The sequence below is a fragment of the Acinetobacter sp. V115_6 genome (genome assembly GCF_031799025.1).
In the GTDB taxonomy this organism is placed as follows: domain Bacteria; phylum Pseudomonadota; class Gammaproteobacteria; order Pseudomonadales; family Moraxellaceae; genus Acinetobacter; species Acinetobacter pittii.
Genome location: NZ_JAVQNO010000021.1, coordinates 513,999 through 532,141 on the forward strand (window position 1 = coordinate 513,999; position 18,143 = coordinate 532,141).

General features: G+C 39.0%; 15 protein-coding genes and 1 riboswitch. Of the genes, 11 read left to right on the forward strand and 4 right to left on the reverse strand.

The genetic code is table 11. From position 1 onward, the window contains the following. Positions 1-2 precede the first annotated feature (2 nt). From RMA94_RS10895 to RMA94_RS10920, 6 genes are all read left to right on the forward strand, one after another. Positions 3-1,589 carry an urea amidolyase family protein gene (locus RMA94_RS10895; RefSeq protein WP_311082858.1) on the forward strand — a complete coding sequence of 529 codons (1,587 nt, stop codon included), beginning with the start codon at positions 3-5 and terminating at the stop codon, positions 1,587-1,589. Next, positions 1,586-3,304: a biotin carboxylase N-terminal domain-containing protein gene (locus RMA94_RS10900; protein WP_311082859.1), complete on the forward strand. Its 1,719-nt coding sequence runs from the start codon at positions 1,586-1,588 to the stop codon at positions 3,302-3,304. The genes RMA94_RS10895 and RMA94_RS10900 overlap by 4 nt, the downstream gene beginning before the upstream one ends. 302 nt (positions 3,305-3,606) lie before the next feature. After that, positions 3,607-4,827 carry a chloride channel protein gene (locus RMA94_RS10905; RefSeq protein WP_064786392.1) on the forward strand — a complete coding sequence of 407 codons (1,221 nt, stop codon included), beginning with the start codon at positions 3,607-3,609 and terminating at the stop codon, positions 4,825-4,827. Between the two features lie 460 nt (positions 4,828-5,287). After that, positions 5,288-6,460: a reverse transcriptase family protein gene (locus RMA94_RS10910; RefSeq protein WP_311082863.1), complete on the forward strand. Its 1,173-nt coding sequence runs from the start codon at positions 5,288-5,290 to the stop codon at positions 6,458-6,460. Further along, entirely contained in the window at positions 6,460-7,179 is a 720-nt protein-coding gene (locus RMA94_RS10915; RefSeq protein WP_311082865.1) for a retron Ec48 family effector membrane protein, read from the forward strand. Before RMA94_RS10910 ends, RMA94_RS10915 begins: the two co-directional genes overlap by 1 nt. 796 nt (positions 7,180-7,975) lie before the next feature. Next, positions 7,976-8,542, forward strand: coding sequence for a TetR/AcrR family transcriptional regulator (locus RMA94_RS10920; protein WP_311082867.1), 567 nt, complete (start codon positions 7,976-7,978; stop codon positions 8,540-8,542). Positions 8,543-8,578: 36 nt separating this feature from the next. On the opposite strand, the gene RMA94_RS10925 is transcribed toward RMA94_RS10920, so the two are convergent. From RMA94_RS10925 to yddG, 3 genes are all read right to left on the reverse strand, one after another. Next, positions 8,579-9,007 (reverse strand): hypothetical protein, encoded by a 429-nt coding sequence (locus RMA94_RS10925; RefSeq protein ID WP_311082869.1) that lies wholly within the window; start codon positions 9,005-9,007, stop codon positions 8,579-8,581. A 105-nt stretch (positions 9,008-9,112) separates the two neighbouring features. Further along, a complete protein-coding gene (locus RMA94_RS10930) occupies positions 9,113-9,544 on the reverse strand; it encodes an SRPBCC family protein (RefSeq protein WP_002114206.1) in 432 nt (143 codons plus the stop codon). Between the two features lie 128 nt (positions 9,545-9,672). Then, complete coding sequence (gene yddG, locus RMA94_RS10935; RefSeq protein ID WP_311082872.1) at positions 9,673-10,605, reverse strand: aromatic amino acid DMT transporter YddG; 933 nt, start codon at positions 10,603-10,605, stop codon at positions 9,673-9,675. Positions 10,606-10,808: 203 nt separating this feature from the next. Between yddG and RMA94_RS10940 the strand changes: the two genes are divergently transcribed. The 4 genes from RMA94_RS10940 (at position 10,809) to uca (ending at position 17,092) form a co-directional block, all read left to right on the forward strand. Next, a complete protein-coding gene (locus RMA94_RS10940) occupies positions 10,809-11,759 on the forward strand; it encodes a 3-hydroxyacyl-CoA dehydrogenase NAD-binding domain-containing protein (protein ID WP_311082874.1) in 951 nt (316 codons plus the stop codon). A gap of 191 nt (positions 11,760-11,950) precedes the next feature. After that, positions 11,951-12,046: riboswitch (guanidine-I (ykkC/yxkD leader) on the forward strand. Positions 12,047-12,074: 28 nt separating this feature from the next. Continuing rightward, entirely contained in the window at positions 12,075-12,815 is a 741-nt protein-coding gene (locus tag RMA94_RS10945) for an urea amidolyase associated protein UAAP1 (protein WP_311082875.1), read from the forward strand. Positions 12,816-12,830: 15 nt separating this feature from the next. Further along, complete coding sequence (locus RMA94_RS10950; protein ID WP_000217380.1) at positions 12,831-13,484, forward strand: urea amidolyase associated protein UAAP2; 654 nt, start codon at positions 12,831-12,833, stop codon at positions 13,482-13,484. 2 nt (positions 13,485-13,486) lie between these two features. Further along, positions 13,487-17,092, forward strand: a complete 3,606-nt coding sequence (uca, locus tag RMA94_RS10955) for an urea carboxylase (protein WP_311082877.1) — start codon at positions 13,487-13,489, stop codon at positions 17,090-17,092. Between the two features lie 40 nt (positions 17,093-17,132). Here uca and RMA94_RS10960 read toward each other — a convergent pair whose 3' ends face one another. Then, positions 17,133-17,669 carry an NAD(P)H-dependent oxidoreductase gene (locus RMA94_RS10960; RefSeq protein ID WP_017481482.1) on the reverse strand — a complete coding sequence of 179 codons (537 nt, stop codon included), beginning with the start codon at positions 17,667-17,669 and terminating at the stop codon, positions 17,133-17,135. Between the two features lie 92 nt (positions 17,670-17,761). Between RMA94_RS10960 and RMA94_RS10965 the strand changes: the two genes are divergently transcribed. After that, on the forward strand, positions 17,762-18,133 hold the full coding sequence (locus RMA94_RS10965) for a helix-turn-helix domain-containing protein (RefSeq protein WP_017481483.1): 372 nt from the start codon (positions 17,762-17,764) through the stop codon (positions 18,131-18,133). Positions 18,134-18,143: the final 10 nt, after the last annotated feature.

The following is an 18,143-nucleotide window of genomic DNA, read 5'->3' on the forward strand; positions in this document are numbered from 1 at the left end:
AAATGCGTTTTTTATCGGTAAACGCCGACTGTTTCCTGATTGAGCTTGCGAGCTTAGAGGAAACTTTGGCGTTGTACAATAAATTGCAAAATACGCAATTGAATGGAGTTAAAGACTTAGTCCCCGCTGCAAAAACAATTTTGGTTTTCTTTAATGAGATCGAAACCAATTTTAAAACGCTGGTTGCTTCAATTCAGAGTCTCAAAATTGATTCTGGATTTGAGCGTAGCGGCCAAGAAGTGATTGTGCCGATTTGCTATAACGGCGAAGACCTCGCTCAAGTTGCAGAGCTACAAGGGCTGACTGTTGCAGATGTGATTAGAAAACATCACCAAAGCGTGTGGAATGTGGCTTTTATTGGTTTTGCGCCGGGCTTTGCTTATATGAGCAGTTCCGATAAGCCTTTTACCGATATTCCTCGCTTAACGGTTCCGCGTAAAAAAATACCGTCAGGTTCTTTGGGCCTGGCTGGAAAATACTCTGGTATTTACCCGAAAGACAGTCCGGGTGGTTGGCAGCTGATGGGTACCACATCAGAAAAAATGTGGGATTTAGAGCGTAAAAACCCTGCGTTACTGTTACCGGGCATGACTGTATATTTTGAAGATGTGACGCATAATCCAACCATTGTGAATGTACCGCAGAAAATTACACGTAAGGTTGAGCTGAAACAATCGGTGCCACTATTTACGATCACTGCGCCAAGTTTACAAATGCTCATTCAAGATGAAGGGCGCTTAAACCAGACCAATATTGGGGTTGGCGTAGCGGGTGCAATGGATTTATCTGCCATGCACAGTGCTAACCGTATTGTCGGTAATCCAACCGATACACCTGTCATTGAAGTTTTAAATGGTGGCTTAAAAGCAAAGATGCAACATGCAGGTGTTATTGCGGTGGCTGGGGCCATCTCAAACATTCGTGTGAAATTTGCGGATGGTCAAACCGCAGACTTTGCAAGCTATCAACCGATTGATTTGGATGAAGGCGATGAATTTCAAATTCAACCACCAACAGCAGGCTTAAGAAACTATCTGGCCGTTCGTGGTGGTATAGACGTTGAACCAGTACTCAATAGTGCCTCGTTTGACAGCTTGGCGGTGTTAGGGCCAGAGCCTTTAAAACTTGGAGATACCATTTATCAAGGGCAAGTAAAGGCAACCAATATTAGCGTAAATGAAGTTGGTAAAACCGATTTGCCACAAGCTGGCGAAGTCGTTGAGCTAGATATTGTGATGGGCCCACGTACCGATTGGTTCGAACAAGACAGTATTGAACAGCTATGTCAGCAAGAATGGCTGGTGACCAATGAAAGCAACCGAGTCGGGCTAAGACTTTCAGGTGCACAGCCTTTAACTCGAAAAATTACCCATGAACTGGAAAGTGAAGGCACATGTATTGGTGCTTTGCAGATTCCACCGAGTGGTCAGCCCGTTTTGTTTATGAATGATCACCCTTTAACGGGCGGATATCCGGTCATTGGCTCTGTTGCTAAACACCATTGGGACTTGGTGGCACAGATTCCAGCAGGTTGCCGCATCAAATTTAAAAAAATTGCCGAATTTACAGATTTTGAGAATGAAAGATGAATACAGAAAAATTATTGATTGCTAACCGTGGTGAAATTGCCGTTCGTATTATTCATGCTTGCCGTGATATGGGAATTTCATCAGTCGCGTTATATGCAGATGACGATATTGGCAGCATGCATGTCGAACTTGCAGATGAAGCATGGGGTTTGGCTGGTGCGACTGCTAGCGAGACTTACCTAAATATTCCAGCCATTATCGAAGTTGCAAAGAAATCGAAAGCGACCATGGTGCATCCGGGTTATGGCTTTTTATCTGAACGTGCTGAATTTGCCCAAGCCGTGATTGATGCGGGCTTAAAATGGGTAGGGCCATCACCAAGTGCCATTGAAAAACTAGGCGATAAAATTGAAGCACGTAAAATTGCTGCTTCAGTCGGTGCGCCTTTGGTTCAGGGTACGCAAGATCCACTCAATAATGCAGATGAAGCTTTAGAGTTTGCCAAACAATATGGTTTACCAATTGCCATTAAAGCCGCATTCGGTGGCGGTGGGCGTGGCTTAAAAGTCGCGTGGAAACTCGAAGAAGTGAAAGAGCTTTATGAGTCGGCAGTACGAGAGGCAAAAGCTGCTTTTGGTCGTGGTGAATGTTTTGTCGAGCAATATCTCGATAAACCGCGCCATGTAGAAGCGCAGGTGATAGCAGACCAACATGGCAATATTGTGGTACTTGGTACACGTGACTGTTCATTGCAACGCCGTAACCAAAAATTAGTCGAAGAAGCACCAGCACCATTTATTAGCGATGAGATTTATCAGCAAATTTTAAGCTCGGCAAAAAATATTTGTCAGGCTGCAAACTATGTGGGTGCGGGCACAGTTGAATATTTACTGAGCCGTGACGGCAAGCTTTCATTCTTAGAAGTAAACACTCGTTTGCAAGTCGAGCACCCTGTGACTGAAGAAACCTCAAAAGTCGACTTGGTCGTTGAGCAAATTCGCGTGGCACAGGGCCATGAGCTTTCTATTAAAGAAACACCAAAAGCACAAGGCCATGCCATTGAGTTTCGCATCAATGCCGAAGACCCTGCACGTGGTTTTATTCCAGCGTTTGGTGTGTTGAGTTTATTTGAAGCGCCGTTTGGTAACGGTGTGCGAGTCGACACAGGTGTTCGCACTGGGTCATTAGTGTCTAGTCACTTTGACTCACTCATGGCAAAGCTGATTGTCAGTGGTCCAACCCGCGAAGTTGCAATTGCTCGCGCTAAACGTGCTTTAAAGCAATTTAAAATTGAAGGCGTGGCTTCGGTTTTAGACTTTCACCGTGCGGTACTTAATGAACCTGACTTTACCGAGGAATTTAATGTACATACGCGCTGGATTGAAAATGACTTTAAACAAGAATTAAAGCCAACTAAACGTGGCATTCCAAACCATCAACAACCAATGCTGCTGAGCTACATTGAAATTGATGGCAAGTTACACCGTTTAGGTTTACCTGCGGGTATGTTTGCACAAGGCCCAGCAACGGCAGCCCAAGCACAAACAGCCGAGCCAGAAGTGAGCGCTGAGCATTTACTTGCCCCAATTAATGGTGTGATTAGCGCTTGGAAAGTCGAAAATGGGGAGCAAGTGACAGAGGGCCAAGTGGTCGCCATTATGGAAGCCATGAAAATGGAAGTGCAGGTACTGGCACATCGCAGTGGTGTTATTCAGATTGGCGCAGAGAAGGGTGTGACCTGCCATGCAGAAACCGTGATTGCGAGTATTAATTAAGTTTTGAATAAATGATTTGACTCACTTAAGCATTAGTTTAATTGGGTCAAATCGAATGCTTATTTATTCACTCGGTTTGTTATTTTTCACAGTACTCGTTAACCATTTTCAGCTTGAAAATAAGCCCTAATTGTGAGATATTTATCACAGTTTAGTGATGTGAAAATTAATCACTGTATTGAAAGCTCGCTTATGCGGGCTTTAATTTTTAGCCCAGTTTAAGCATTTCTCACTTAATGAGCTGGCAGCATAAAAATATTTGAGAATTTGGCACTCACTCAAAGGCGAATTGAAGAAAGCGAATGAAAATTCTACCTTCATCTGAATATGATCAAATTCTAAAATACAGTGTCTATTGGCTCGTCATCTCGATCGTGATTGGAGTCGTCGCGGGGTTGGCCTCGACTTTAATTTTTGTTGCTTTTGATATTTCAAACAAAGTCAGAAGTCTGCATCACTGGCTCATCTACTTTTTGCCTTTTGTGGGTTTTGGTATTGGTTATCTCATTAAAAAATATGGATCACCGATTGAGCGGGGAACCCATTTACTGATTGATGAAATTCACCAGCCTAAGTCGTTTATTCCAAAACGAATGAGCCCCATCATTTTTATTACTTCAATTTTAACGCAGCTATTTGGTGGTTCGGCAGGACGTGAAGCGCCTGCGGTTCAGCTTTCGGGTGCCTTAATTGATCATTTGAGTCATATATTAAAAGTCTCGGAAGATAACCGAAAAATCTGTTTAATCGCCAGTATTGGTGCAGGCTTTGCAGGGGTGTTTGGTTTGCCTTTGGCGGGTGCAATCTATGGGTTAGAAATTACTGCTTTGGGTAATTTAAGATACTCAGCTATTTTTCCATGTTTTGTGTCGGCGCTGATTGCATCGGCCATCCCTGAGCTATTTGATATTGTTCATCCGCATATTTTTTATGTCATTAGTGAGTTTCCGGCCATTCATTTTGGCACGCTCATGAACTTAATTGTGGCAGGTCTGATCTTTGGTTTAGTCGCACGTTTCTTTATTGCGGCCATCCATTTTGCGAGTGACGTCTTTTATAAATATGTGCGTTATTTGCCATTAAGAACGATGGCGGGTGGTATTGTCATTATGCTACTTACGTTGTTCACTGCCCATCAGCAATACAACGGTTTGGGTACAGACAAAATCATTTCATCTTTTTATGTGCCGATTGAGTTTTACGACTTTTTTAATAAGACTATTTTTACCGCCATCACTTTAGGTTCAGGTTTTAAAGGTGGTGAAATTACGCCGTTGTTTTATGTAGGTGCGACGTTAGGGAATGCATTAGGGGCGATTTTAGACCTACCAATTTCATTGCTTGCAGGATTAGGGTTAGTCAGTTTGTTTTCAGGGGCGAGTAAGGCACCGTTAACGTCTATTATTTTAGCTGTTGAGCTATTTGGAATGAATGTTGCCACTTACGCCATTATTACTTGTTTGTTGGCAGCGTTGTTTTCTGGGAATTGTGGGTTATATCGCCGTAAAAAGTTGATGGATTGATAAGAAGAAGATGTAATGGACTTAAATGTGATTTATTTTGGAGAAGTTAAAATTTGTAAATTATTTAGATTGTGTTAGTTAATCTTTGCAGGACTAATTTTTCTTATGATTAGAATAATCTGTCTATGAGCAAAATAGATATTAAGAAAATTTTAAAAATTAATAGTGTTTTTTACAAATCATAGATATAATGACTACGCCTCAGATGTTTCGTCTGATTACTGATGTTACTCAATTTAAGGTATCTATTTACTGAACTTATTCAGTGCTAGTTTTCTAGCTTGTGGGGTGAAGGTAGGTTCCGTCCTATTTGTCCCAAATAATCCTGATAGTCGAAGGTAATAGTTTATATGGTTATCCATAGATACTTCGAGTAATAAAGTGGGTCTAAACTATAAAGCCGCATATATTATATGTCTTGTACATATATTTGGGTTGCCTTCGACTATATCAATTTTATATGAATACTAAGTTTGAATTTCTTGGAAGTCCAATAAAAGACATAGATCATCTTGCAGAAATTTTAGATCTAGATATAAATGATATCTTATTTGCTGCACAATTAGATGATGCTGATCGTTATACCTCTAGGTCTATTGCAAAACCAGATGGGCGAGAGCGAATAGTTTATAATCCTAAACCTATATTTCGTAAAATACAAAGAAGAATTAAAAATAGGCTCTTTACTCAAATTTCATGGCCCGATTTTGTATTTGGTTCAATTCCAGCAGATGAAAAATCTCATGATTTTATTGAGTGTGCTCAACAGCATTGTTTAGCTCAGTCAGTCTTGAAGTTAGATATAGAAGATTTTTTCGATAATATTACAATGAGATTAGTACAAGATATATTTGAAGATTTTTTTCATTATCCAGAAGATGTATCTGAAATTTTAGCTCAGCTTTGTTGTGTGGATTTAAAAGTACCTCAAGGAGGAATAACTTCTAGTTATTTAGCTTCTATTGCTTTATTTTCTTTGGAAGAAAAGTTGTTTTTAAGACTAAAAAGTAAAAAGTTAACCTATACAAGATATGTAGATGATATTACTATTTCCTCTAAAAATAGAGATTTTAATTATGAGTCTATTATTAATATAGTTGAGAATTTATTAAATAGTATAAATTTGCCACTTAATAAAAAGAAAATTGAAGTAAATAGATTTTCCTCGACTCCCTTAAAAGTTCATAATATTAGAATAGACTTTAAAGAACCAAAGTATGATAAATCTGAAGTAAAAAATATCAGGGCAGCAATACATAGATTATCTGAGTTAGCAAAAAAGCCTAATCATAGAACACATTATTTTTATCGTATAGATTTTAATAGATGTCAAGGACTAGTAAGTAAGTTAAGACGAGTTAACCATCCTTCTTATTTGAAGTTACAAGATAGACTGAATAAAATCGCTCCGATTCCTAATAATGCTGATGTTAAGTATATAAAAGATTCAATAATTGAATTAATAAAATATTTTCCTCAGCAAAAGGGAGAGGGAAGTTATGTTTATAATAAGAGATTTTTTAAAACTCAAAGTAGAATTGGTTTTTTAAAATCTCATCCTAAAAAGATATATAATGATTTGGCAGTCCAGTTAAATACAGAGCTGCAATTATATCGGATGAGGGAAAAGTAATGAGTAGTAAGTTAAAAAAAGAAGCTGATTTAATATATACCATTATAAATATATTGTGGGGAATAACAGTCGTCATTACTTTTATTTTTTTTATTGGCAATTTTTTTGAAAAAATTAAAGGTAAATATTCTTTTAGTATTACTAATGATGGTTTGATTCAATTTATAAAACTCAATGAGCATATTTTTAATTTTTTTGTTTTTTCGACAGCAGTAACAACCTTGTTGTTGGGATGGATTACTGTTAAAATTTATTTAAGTACATATTTTACTACACATGAAAATAATTTAAATAATCAGGAAGTAAATAGATATTCTACATATCTTCAGCACTATGATAATTTTTTAATGATGATTGATATAAAAATTAATAAATTAAAATACTTGTCAGTTACTAATATTGATAAGTTGTGTTTGTATAATTTTATCTTTCCAAACGTTAAAGATGGTGTTTTATTGGTTTCGGATGATTATAGAGAACTAATTAATTTACTTGATCAATCTATAGAACATTTAAATAAAAACTTGCCAAGAAAAATAGGTTATAGCGATCATATTGATTTTTTAATAAAACAAGCAAATAAAATGGGAGTAGAATTACCATATTATGAACGGAAATACTTTTTAAAAATTGAACATGAATTATATAGTTTAATTAACCATATAAATCATAATATAAGAGTTAATGAATTAAGAGAACCTAAATATAGTATATATTAAGTATATATTTTTTTAAGGAGAAACTATGGTGAAGTTGTACTAGTAAATCTTGAAGTATATTGATTTATTAGCCTTTCTTCATTTTACCACTATAATTATTTAGCAGAGTTTAGTTAGGATATTTCATATCTAAGCTTGTATTTAGTTTTATACTTAAACAAGTATACCCTACATATCAATATTCAATAAGTTTTTAAATCCTCAAAACTTAAAAATAATTAAAAAACCAACCGCTCTACTTTAATACGATTGTCATTTCCCACGCTTGACGCCAACAAAAGCGAATACTATCCTTTGCGTGCTGGCCACATTGCCAGACGGTTTTAGCAGACCGTTTTCATCTAGAACATCAAAAAAGTAATTTTTTGGTGGTGAACTCGTTCGTCCCCCTTCGTAGCGGTAGGACGGAGGAGGGACGCCTTCGGGCGTGCCAGTTCCTAGATGACTGGTCTGCTAACCCTTCTTCGTTCTGCCACCATAATCATTTAGCAGTGATCTGGTAGAACTTCTATTTCATCTAGGAGTCCGCTATGCGTACTAATTCTTCTCAATTTTTGGCCTTTGCCAAACTCTCTCTAGCCATACCGCTTAAACAGTCTATAAATCGGTTTAATCGACTCTAGGTTTTTGCGCCTAAACATCGTTACGACTAAAAAATCATAGCAACAATAAACCAGAGATAGGCGAGCACACCATTTTGTGCCGCTTTTGCATGCCTGTTTTTAGCACTCAATTTAAGAGTGACGGCATTTCTATCTCTTTTACATACAACAAAAAATTATTTTAAGCGGTATATATGAACAATTTAGAATCTTCCTTTAGAGCACTACGAGTGTTACACACAGCAAAAGATTTATTTACTCAAGATGGGTTTAACACGGTGGGGGTTGACCGAATTATTGCTGAAGCCAAAATTCCCAAAGCTACTTTCTATAACATCTTTCATTCAAAAGCACGACTGATCGAGATGTGTCTAACTTTTCAAACGGATGCGCTCAAAGTAAAAGTTCTTTCAATTATCAATTCATACAGAGAACTTATGGTGTTCGATAAACTCAAGCAAATTTACTTTTTACATGCCAATTTAGAAGGCTTTTATCGTTTACCATTTAAAGCAATTTTTGAAATTGAAAAGTGTTATGCAACAGCTTATCAAGTGGTTGTTGCTTATAGAAACTGGTTTATAAATGAGCTTTATAAGCTGCTTCTTACTGTAAAAACTACCGCTTCAATAAAAGATGCCCACATGTTTCTATTTGCAATTGATGGGGCAATGGTTCAGCTGTTAAGTGCCAATAGCGTAGATGAACGGGATAAATTATTAGATTACTTTTTATTTATGCTATCTGAGCATTCAACTTAAATCTTAAATAAAAAAGCCCGTGATTGGGCTTTTTATTTACTTTTTAGTAATAGGATCTATAAGTTGATTGATAATAATCCCTTTATTCAGATCACAAGTAGTATCAGGTTTAACGATCCAGTTGTAGTCATTCAAATTAAGGGGATAAGCTTCTCCACTACCATAAGCAATAGTGTCACCCTCTTTATATTGTTTTGAGTCAACAATTAAAAGATGCTTATTGCTATCCCAATGAGCATCTTTAGTTGCAAAAACGGGAAAGACTCGATCACTTGCATGCATTAAATATATACAAGAGCCCTCGATTTTGATCTGTGCCTCAGAATAACTTGCATTATCAGCACCGCCAGTGTATGCAAGTTTCGGTACAATAACCTTGTTTTGAGGCTGAGGAGGATTGGTACATCCATTAAGCAAGATGACCAATCCAATTTGAAGAGTAATTAAAATATTTCGTTTATTCATATTTAATATACTCAGGTTTATAAAACTTTTCCCCAAGTTTTAAACCTAAATGAATTTTAGACCCAGCATGTCGAAAGCTGGGCTTTTTTTGTGGATATTGGTCTATTAAAACTTAAGTTTTTTAAGTCCACGACTCACACCATTTTGTAGAGCGGCTTTAATGATAGGGCCAATAAAAGGAACGCGGCCTTTAAAGCTAATGGTGTAATCCAAACGAGTTCGATTATTTCCCAAGTCAGTAAATTTCATGACACCACGGTGACCTTTAATTGGGCTAATCCCGCTCGTAATTGCATACTCGATCAGTTCATTTTCTTTATAGACTAAATTGGTTTCTACAAATGAAGGGGTCAATGGAATAGACATTTTGCGCGCAGAGCCAACACCATTACGAGCGTCTTTTCCGTTGCTAATGCGAGTCACTTTAGCAGGAGCGAAAAGTTTACTTAGGTTTTCATGCTCACTTAAAGTCGCGAAGACCTTGTCTACGGGTGCATCAAATTCTTGTACGATGTTGATTTTTTGAGTTTTTAACATCTTATTCCCTCTAGAAATTATTTTGACATTGGTAATTGTCAGAATTTGGATGTTAGCACGCTTTGGGCAATGGGGGAATTCTTCTTCGTCGGAGTTATCTTAAGTCCGAAAAAAGCATTGCGATCAATCTACAATACTTTTTGGCCTTTTCTTAATTTTTTAAAGAAGGGCTGAATCACAGACCAGTTGGTTGAAACCCAGCAAATAAAGGAACCAGCCGTCACCATTGCTGTTCCTTGCCAAAAGCTTATAGAAAGTTGTGTTTGTAAAACAAACATTGCCAAAATAGACGAAATAATCGGGGTGAAATAAGAGGCCACCACAAGCACGGTAATGTTTCCATGAATGATGCCAATGTTCCAAGCAGCATAACCAAAACCCATGGCAGCAGATGCCACTAAAAGGGTGAGGAGAGCTGGAATATCCATTGAAGGAATAGTAAAGTGTCCCGAGACAAGCAGCTTGAACCATAGAGTGAGCGCGACACCAACAAAGAAAATAGAAATTGGATTTTGCCCATTACTTAATTTTTTGGTGAGTACACAGTAAAAAGCCCAAATGATGGCGCCTGCAAATGCCAAAATATAGCTAAGTGGGTTGCTATGAAAATTATCGACAATACTATTTAGACTAAAGTCACCGCTTCCAGTTTGAATATAAATAATGCCGAAAATTGAAAGCATTAAACCCAAAATAATAAGGAAATTAAACTTTAATTCCTTAAAAATAACAAAAGCTAAAACCGTTAAACTCGGCCACAAATAGTTAACAATACTAATTTCAATTGCTTGCCTTGTTGTCTGAGAATAAGCAATCGCAAATGAAAAGCACACCTCATAAGCCACGAACAGAATTGTGCCAAATATTAAGTATTTTTTAGAGATCTGTTTAAAGTCTGGGACTTTGAAAATGGCAAGCAACAGTAGCGCACTTAAAGAATAAATAAAGGTAACACCTAGCTCAGGCCCAATGGCGGCACTGACTTGCTTCATCAGACCGACCAGAGATGCCCACATGAGAATGGCACTTAAACCAATCAATGTTGCTAGATTTTTTGACATAAAATTCAATAAATAACGGTTAAAAAAGGGTAAAAGATGAAGTTGTACTAATGAAAGGAATCAATTTTCAAGCTAAGGAATATAGGACAAATTATATAAAATATAAACAATTAAATTTATTGATTGGTTGAATCTGCTATGTTTATTTAGCATTCATATGAGTAAAGAAATTTCGAATAAAACAACATTCTTACGAGGAAAATATGGAAGTCATTAAAACGGTTGGTGTTGTTGGAGCAGGTGTAATAGGTGCAAGTTGGACGGCCTTATTTTTATATAAAGGATTTAAAGTTAATGTTTACGACCCTTATCCTATAGATGAAGCGGTCTTTAAAAAAAGAATATCTGCAAATTTAAATGATTTATTGGCTTTAGACCAAAACGCTGAACACAGTTATTCTCCGCAAGATGTACTGCTTCATCTGGAAATTTTTAATAATTTAAAAGATGCAGTTTCAGATGTAGATTTTATTCAAGAAAATGCCCCTGAACGTCTGGATGTAAAACAACAGCTATATCAAGACATCACAGCATATTGTCCTGAACATACTCTTATTGCTTCAAGTTCATCGGGCTTAAAAGTGTCTGATTTTCAAAAAGAGGCCAAACATCCTGAACGTATTTTATTAGGTCATCCTTTTAATCCGCCTCATCTCTTACCTTTGGTCGAGATCGTTGGTGGTAATCTGACTGATCCTCAAATTTTAAAACAGGCTTCTGAGTTCTATAAACAGTTGGGCAAGAATCCAATTGTTTTAAATAAAGAAGTCAAAGGGCATGTCGCAAACCGTTTGCAGGCTGCGCTATGGCGAGAAGCTTTTTCATTGGTTGAACAAGGCGTGTGCTCTGCTGAAGATGTCGATGTCGCGATTACCAGTGGGCCGGGTTTAAGATGGGCGTTATTTGGCCCCTACATTAATATGCAGCTTGCCAACCAAAAGGGCTTTAAAGAGGCGATTCATCATTTAGGCCCACCTATGACAGAATGGTGGAACGATATGCATGCATTTCAACATTCAGACGAGACAACAGAGATATTGGAAGCAGAAACCAACCAGCTATTAGCACAATATAAAGATATCGATTTATATGAAACCAGAGATAAAGGTCTGGTCGATATATTAAAGCTCAGACATAAATTAGATTTGGATTAAGTAGACAATTTATAGTCCTGCTATCTAATTGTGTTGAGAATTAGCTTTCTTATACTTCTATGAAATGCACAATTTTTAGTGCAGCTTTTTATTTTGTGTTTTAAATCGCACTCAAATTGCCCAAGTTTAGTATTACTTTTAACAAAAACCGTAATACTAAGCTGGCATGTCCTTTGCATAGTCATAACTAATTAAAAGTGATCTAGGGTTCCGATACTTACAGTATGTCTGGACCGAGAGTTCACGGTTCCTAGCGAACTACACGGAGGGATAAAAGCCCGGGAGGAAGTCTAAAACTATCCGACAGGAGTAGCTATGAACACTGCAAGTTATCATAACCATCAGGCGATTTGGACCGAACTTTTACCCGGCGGACATCACTGGTCGGGTCGTATTCAAAAAGGAACCATTCTTAGATTTACATCGCTTGGCGCTCAGGCAAATGTTTCTTTGTTTTGTGTAAATGCTGCCGATGTGCTTGAACGTTTTAACATGCCCGACAGTTTAAAAGGGCAACATACTGCCTATTTAAAAGCTTCCAATGTGCTGTACTCAGACCTAGGCCGTGTCATGGCTTCGATTGTTCACGACGACCATGGTTGGAACGATGCACTTTGTGGCCCAAGTCGACCAGAGCAAATTGAAAAGCAATTTGGTGCGCGCACATTTCAAGATGCCCGCAATGATATGTATCAAAACGGCTTAGACAGCCTGCTCATTGAAATGTGTAAATACGGACTTGCCAGCCAAGACCTGAGTGCCGCGGTTAATCTATTTTCTAAAGTTGTACCAGACGAAAACGGCGCTTTGTCTTATGTCAGTTCTGACAATACTGATCAAACCATTGAATTGCGTTTTGAAATGGACTGCCTGCTATTTTTATCTGCCGCACCGCACGGTTTAGATACCAGCCAAAGCTATCAACCTGCCGATATTCAACTCAGTTTATTTAAAGCCAATTCACTAACAGACAACGATATTTGTCGTGATGCGTGTTCGCAAAATCAGCGTGCGTTTCAAAACACAGCCCGCTACTACGCGCTTAGCAATATTTAAATCAGGAGAAGCATCATGACAGTTTTACAATCATTTGAAAAAGCAGTTTTAAATGAAGTTTGTCCTGCGGGTGAAGCGTGGATGTGCGAGGTTAAAAAGGGCCAATATTTTCGAATTATTGACCTTGAGGGAAACCAAGCGGTCGATACTTTGTTTATGAGTGCCGAAAATCCAACTGAACGTTATAGCGCAATGGACACTTTGGCTATCAACCAACAAATCTATTTAGAAAAGGGCACCAAGCTCTATAGTAACTTTGGTCGTCCAATTGCCGTTATTCATGATGATAACTGCGGGCGCCATGACACCATTGGCGGTGCCTGTTCATGTGAAAGTAATACGGTTCGCTATGCACATGAAACGTACCCTATGCATAGTTGCCGTAACAACTTTATGTATGCCTTGGCAAAACATCCCATTGCAAAAAAGCATGGCTTAAATGTGCGTCACATCGGCCCAAACATTAACTTTTTTATGAATGTGCCAGTAACGCCAGACGGTCAGCTTAAATTTGATGACGGCATTTCAGGACCGGGGAAATACGTCGAAGTTCGGGCAGAAATGGATTTAATTGTTTTAATTTCCAATTGTCCTCAGCTAAACAACCCATGTAATGCCTATAACCCAACCAAAATTCAATTGGTTGTCCGTGAAGCGGAAGGGGTGTAAGCATGTTTAAAAAAGTTCTGATTGCTAACCGCGGTGCAATTGCCTGTCGCGTAATTCGCACCCTTAAAAAACTCGGGATCGCTTCGGTTGCAGTTTACTCCGAAGCCGACCGTGATTCTTTACACGTGACTTTGGCCGATGAAGCTTTTCTGATTGGTCCTGCACCTGCGCATCAAAGCTATTTAAATATTGAAAAAATCCTTGAAGTTGCAAAACAGTCGGGAGCAGAAGCCATTCATCCGGGTTATGGTTTTTTGTCTGAAAATGCCGAGTTTTGTGATTTGTGCGAAAGCCAAGGTATAGCTTTTATTGGACCAACTTCAAGCCAAATGCTCGATTTTGGTTTAAAACATACTGCGCGTGAGCTGGCTATTAAAAGCAATGTGCCTCTACTGCCGGGCAGTTCACTACTTACCGATGAAGCCGACGCCTTGACCGAAGCTGCCCATATTGGTTATCCAGTCATGCTGAAAAGTACCGCGGGTGGCGGTGGTATTGGCATGCGTCTGGTCTGGAACGAAACCGAGTTAAAAGATGCCTATCAAACCGTGTCTTATTTGGCGCAAGTCAATTTTAAAGATGCAGGTTTATATTTAGAAAAATTTGTACAACATGCACGCCATATCGAAGTTCAAATTTTTGGTGATGGGCAAGGGCAAGTTTTAGCGTTGGGTGAGCGTGATTGTTCGGTACAACGCCGTAATCAAAAGGTGATTGAAGAAACACCCGCGCCACACTTAAATGAACAGCAACGTGACTATCTTCAAAAAGTTGCGATTCAACTCATGCAGTCGGTGAACTATCGCTCAGCAGGTACGGTTGAGTTTGTTATGGACACCGAAACCCAAGAATTTTATTTCTTAGAGGTTAACACGCGTTTGCAAGTCGAGCACGGTGTGACCGAGCAAGTATTTGGTGTTGATTTAGTTGAATGGATGGTTACACTGGCAAGCGGTGACTGGTCAGCACCGACTAAAAAGTTAGAGCCAACAGGACACTCCATTCAAGTTCGTCTTTATGCCGAAGACCCAATTAAACAGTTCCAACCAAGTGCAGGCTTACTCACGCATGTTAAATTTGACCCGCAAGCCCGAGTAGAAACATGGGTAGAAACGGGTTCAACGGTGTCGTCTTTTTATGACCCCATGATTGCCAAAATCATTGTAACTGCTGCAACACGGGACCAAGCCATACAGGCAATGAGCGCTAGTCTTGCCAACACGCAAGTCGCTGGTATCGAAACCAATTTGGAATATTTGCAAAACATTATTGCTTGCAATGTGTTTGCTTTAGGTACTCAAACCACTCGATTTTTAAATACGTTTGAATGGAAAACTCAGAAAGTTGAGGTATTGCAGGCTGGCATTCAAACTGCCATTCAAGACGTAACAGGCCGATTAGGTTATTGGGATGTTGGTGTGCCGCCATCAGGTGCGATTGATCCACTCAGTTTAACTGTGGCAAACCAGCTTTTAGCCAATGAGCCAAATACCGCAGGGCTTGAATGTACCTTGCAAGGGCCAACTTTAAAGTTTCACTGCGACAGCCAAATTGTCATTACAGGCGGTGACATGCCTTCAAAACTTGATGGCGAACTTGTGCCGATGTGGCAAACCATCAATGTGAAAAAAGGCCAGATTTTAAAATGTGGGATTATCCGTTCAGGTTGCCGTAGCTATATAGGCGTGAAAGGTGGCTTTGAGGTTCCTGACTATTTAGGTTCACAGGCGACTTTTACTTTGGGGCAGTTTGGTGGGCACGCAGGCCGTAATTTATTAATTGGCGATATGCTGCCGATTACTGAATATTCCGCTCAATCGACTACAGCTTTAGCTCAAGCGCAAATTCCTAGCTTTACCCAAAACTGGGAAATTGCCGTGATGTATGGGCCACATGGCGCACCTGATTTTTTCACCAAACAAGATATTGATACCTTCTTTGCCAATGAGTTTGAAATTCACTATAACTCAAGCCGGACAGGCATTCGTTTAATTGGCCCAAAACCAGAGTGGGCACGTGAAGACGGTGGTGAGGCAGGCTTACATCCATCCAATATTCACGATAATGCTTATGCGATTGGGGCAATTGATTTTACGGGCGATATGCCAATTATTTTGGGTCCAGATGGTCCGAGCTTAGGTGGCTTTGTCTGTCCTGCGGTAGTGATTCATTCCGAGCTTTGGAAAATCGGGCAGCTAAAAGCAGGCGATAAGGTCAAATTTGTACCTGTGAGTTATGCGCAAGCAAAAGCACTCGATCAAAAATATCATCAAAGCTTAACTGCGGCTGATACAACTCGTATTGATTTCAACCCAGCCATTCAAGCAGAACCCGACACTTTAAAAGATGCAGTTTTAGCTACTTTAGAAGGTAAAACTGATTTACCAAGCGTGACCTATCGACCAGCAGGAAATAGCTATTTGTTGGTGGAATATGGTGAGTTAGTGCTCGACCTAAATTTACGTTTCCGTATTCATGCGCTCATGCAATGGGTTAAAGATCAAAACATTCAGGGTATTATCGATTTAACACCGGGTATTCGTTCACTACAAATTCATTTTGATTCAATTCAACTCGATCAACTGGAGCTTTTACAGAAACTTCAACAAGCAGAAGCCGAGTTACCCGATATTCAAAATATGCAGGTGTCTTCAAGGACTGTCTATTTGCCTTTAGCTTGGGAAGATTCGCAAACTCAACTTGCCACCGAGCGTTATACGCAAATTGTTCGCCCAGATGCGCCGTGGTGCCCAGATAACGTCGAGTTTATTCGTCGTATTAATGGCTTAGCTTCCAAGCAAGCAGTTAAAGATGTGGTCTATAGTGCGAACTATTTAGTAATGGGGTTAGGCGATGTGTATTTAGGTGCACCCGTGGCGACACCGCTCGACCCACGCCAACGTTTAGTCACCACAAAATATAATCCTGCACGAACTTGGACACCTGAAAATGCCGTCGGCATTGGCGGGGCTTATATGTGTGTGTACGGTATGGAAGGACCGGGTGGTTACCAGTTTGTTGGCCGTACTACTCAAATGTGGAGTCGTTATCGTAAAAATGCCGACTTCGAAGATGGCAAACCGTGGTTATTACGCTTTTTTGACCAAGTTAAGTTTTATGAAGTTTCTGAGGCTGAACTTCTGCAAATGCGTGAAGACTTTAAGGCGGGCCGACTACAACTTCGCATTGAAGATGGTGTACTCAACCTAAAAGAATACAACGAATTTTTAAAAACACATCAAGATAGCATTCAAGCCTTTAAAGATACACAGCAAGCTAACTTTGAGGCTGAGCGCCGCCGTTGGCACGAAGCGGGCTTGCAAGAATATATCTCTGAAAGCCTAGATGCTGTAGATGAGGGCGAAACCGTAGTTATTCCTGAAGGGGGGTGTGCAGTCGAATCACACATGCCAGGCTCAATCTGGAAAATCGAATGTGCATCGGGGGATATTGTTGAAGAAGGCGCAACCCTTGCGGTAATTGAGGCAATGAAAATTGAAATTCCGATTATTGCGCCAGAACGCATGAAAGTAGAAACCATTACCATTGAAAAAGGGCAAACCGTAAAAACAGGACAAGTGCTATTTACCTTGGCACCTGTGGCCTAAATTAAAAAGAGAGCATTAATATCAATGCTCTCTTTAAACCTTATGCTTCGGTCAAATGCTTTAATACTTTATGACCATGTTCAACAGCTTCTAATTTAATTTTTGACTCTGGGTTACCTGATAAAGGCGAAACGTCATAAAGCAAGTAAGTGGCGCTTAACTGCATTTGCGTATATTGAATTGAATATTGAACCGCTTTCAAAAAGCTATCAATTAAGTTTTCCCGATCATTCACCATATCGGCTTCTTTTTGCCCGACTGTCATACTAATAATGACTTTTTTATCTTTTAATTTGTCGCCTTGAGAGCCATAAGCAAACTGATAAGTAAAAACTTCATCAAACCATAATTTCAAAATTGCCGGCATATTAAACCAGAACATTGGATATTGCAGAATAATGGTGTCATGGCGTAGCAACGCTTCTTGTTCAGCGCTGACGTCAATTTTATAGTCTGGATAAAGCTGGAAAATATCTCGGACTTCAAGGTCCGGATAGGTTTTTATAAGTTCATTCACTATCGTTTTATTTGCAATTGATTGAGCGTAGTAGGGATGGGCCAAAATAAGTAAAGCCATAATAATGCCTTGTAGCTATAAAAATCATAGTCACTATAATTTTTATAGTATGGGTGTACAATAACTATCAAAGTTGATAGGTGGCGTTAAAAATGGCAAATACTGAAAATAAATGTGAAATCACCATGAATGGAAAAACGTATCCATGTCATATCAGTATGGCTATGGATTTGGTGGGTGGAAAATGGAAAGGTGTTATTTTGTATTATTTAAAAGATGGGCCAAAACGTTTTAATGAAATCAATCAATTAATGCCCACCATCACAGAAATGACCTTAAGCCTTCAACTTAAACAATTAGAGCAAAGTGGTTTAATCTCCAGAACCGTTTATGGTGAAAAAGCACCGATTAAAGTGGTCTATGAAATGACTGAATTAGGCCAGTCTTTTAAGCCTGTTTTAGAGTCTTTATCGGTATGGGCACATACGATGATTGGTTCTACTTATAGTCTAGAGAACAAATAAAAAAGACCGC

Bases quoted from the DNA above. Each gene is read 5' to 3' on its own strand.
- RMA94_RS10895 (WP_311082858.1), top strand. From the start codon at position 3: ATGCGTTTTTTATCGGTAAACGCCGACTGTTTCCTGATTGAGCTTGCG.
- RMA94_RS10900 (WP_311082859.1), top strand. From the start codon at position 1,586: ATGAATACAGAAAAATTATTGATTGCTAACCGTGGTGAAATTGCCGTT.
- RMA94_RS10905 (WP_064786392.1), top strand. From the start codon at position 3,607: ATGAAAATTCTACCTTCATCTGAATATGATCAAATTCTAAAATACAGT.
- RMA94_RS10910 (WP_311082863.1), top strand. From the start codon at position 5,288: ATGAATACTAAGTTTGAATTTCTTGGAAGTCCAATAAAAGACATAGAT.
- RMA94_RS10915 (WP_311082865.1), top strand. From the start codon at position 6,460: ATGAGTAGTAAGTTAAAAAAAGAAGCTGATTTAATATATACCATTATA.
- RMA94_RS10920 (WP_311082867.1), top strand. From the start codon at position 7,976: ATGAACAATTTAGAATCTTCCTTTAGAGCACTACGAGTGTTACACACA.
- RMA94_RS10925 (WP_311082869.1), bottom strand. From the start codon at position 9,007: ATGAATAAACGAAATATTTTAATTACTCTTCAAATTGGATTGGTCATC.
- RMA94_RS10930 (WP_002114206.1), bottom strand. From the start codon at position 9,544: ATGTTAAAAACTCAAAAAATCAACATCGTACAAGAATTTGATGCACCC.
- yddG (WP_311082872.1), bottom strand. From the start codon at position 10,605: ATGTCAAAAAATCTAGCAACATTGATTGGTTTAAGTGCCATTCTCATG.
- RMA94_RS10940 (WP_311082874.1), top strand. From the start codon at position 10,809: ATGGAAGTCATTAAAACGGTTGGTGTTGTTGGAGCAGGTGTAATAGGT.
- RMA94_RS10945 (WP_311082875.1), top strand. From the start codon at position 12,075: ATGAACACTGCAAGTTATCATAACCATCAGGCGATTTGGACCGAACTT.
- RMA94_RS10950 (WP_000217380.1), top strand. From the start codon at position 12,831: ATGACAGTTTTACAATCATTTGAAAAAGCAGTTTTAAATGAAGTTTGT.
- uca (WP_311082877.1), top strand. From the start codon at position 13,487: ATGTTTAAAAAAGTTCTGATTGCTAACCGCGGTGCAATTGCCTGTCGC.
- RMA94_RS10960 (WP_017481482.1), bottom strand. From the start codon at position 17,669: ATGGCTTTACTTATTTTGGCCCATCCCTACTACGCTCAATCAATTGCA.
- RMA94_RS10965 (WP_017481483.1), top strand. From the start codon at position 17,762: ATGGCAAATACTGAAAATAAATGTGAAATCACCATGAATGGAAAAACG.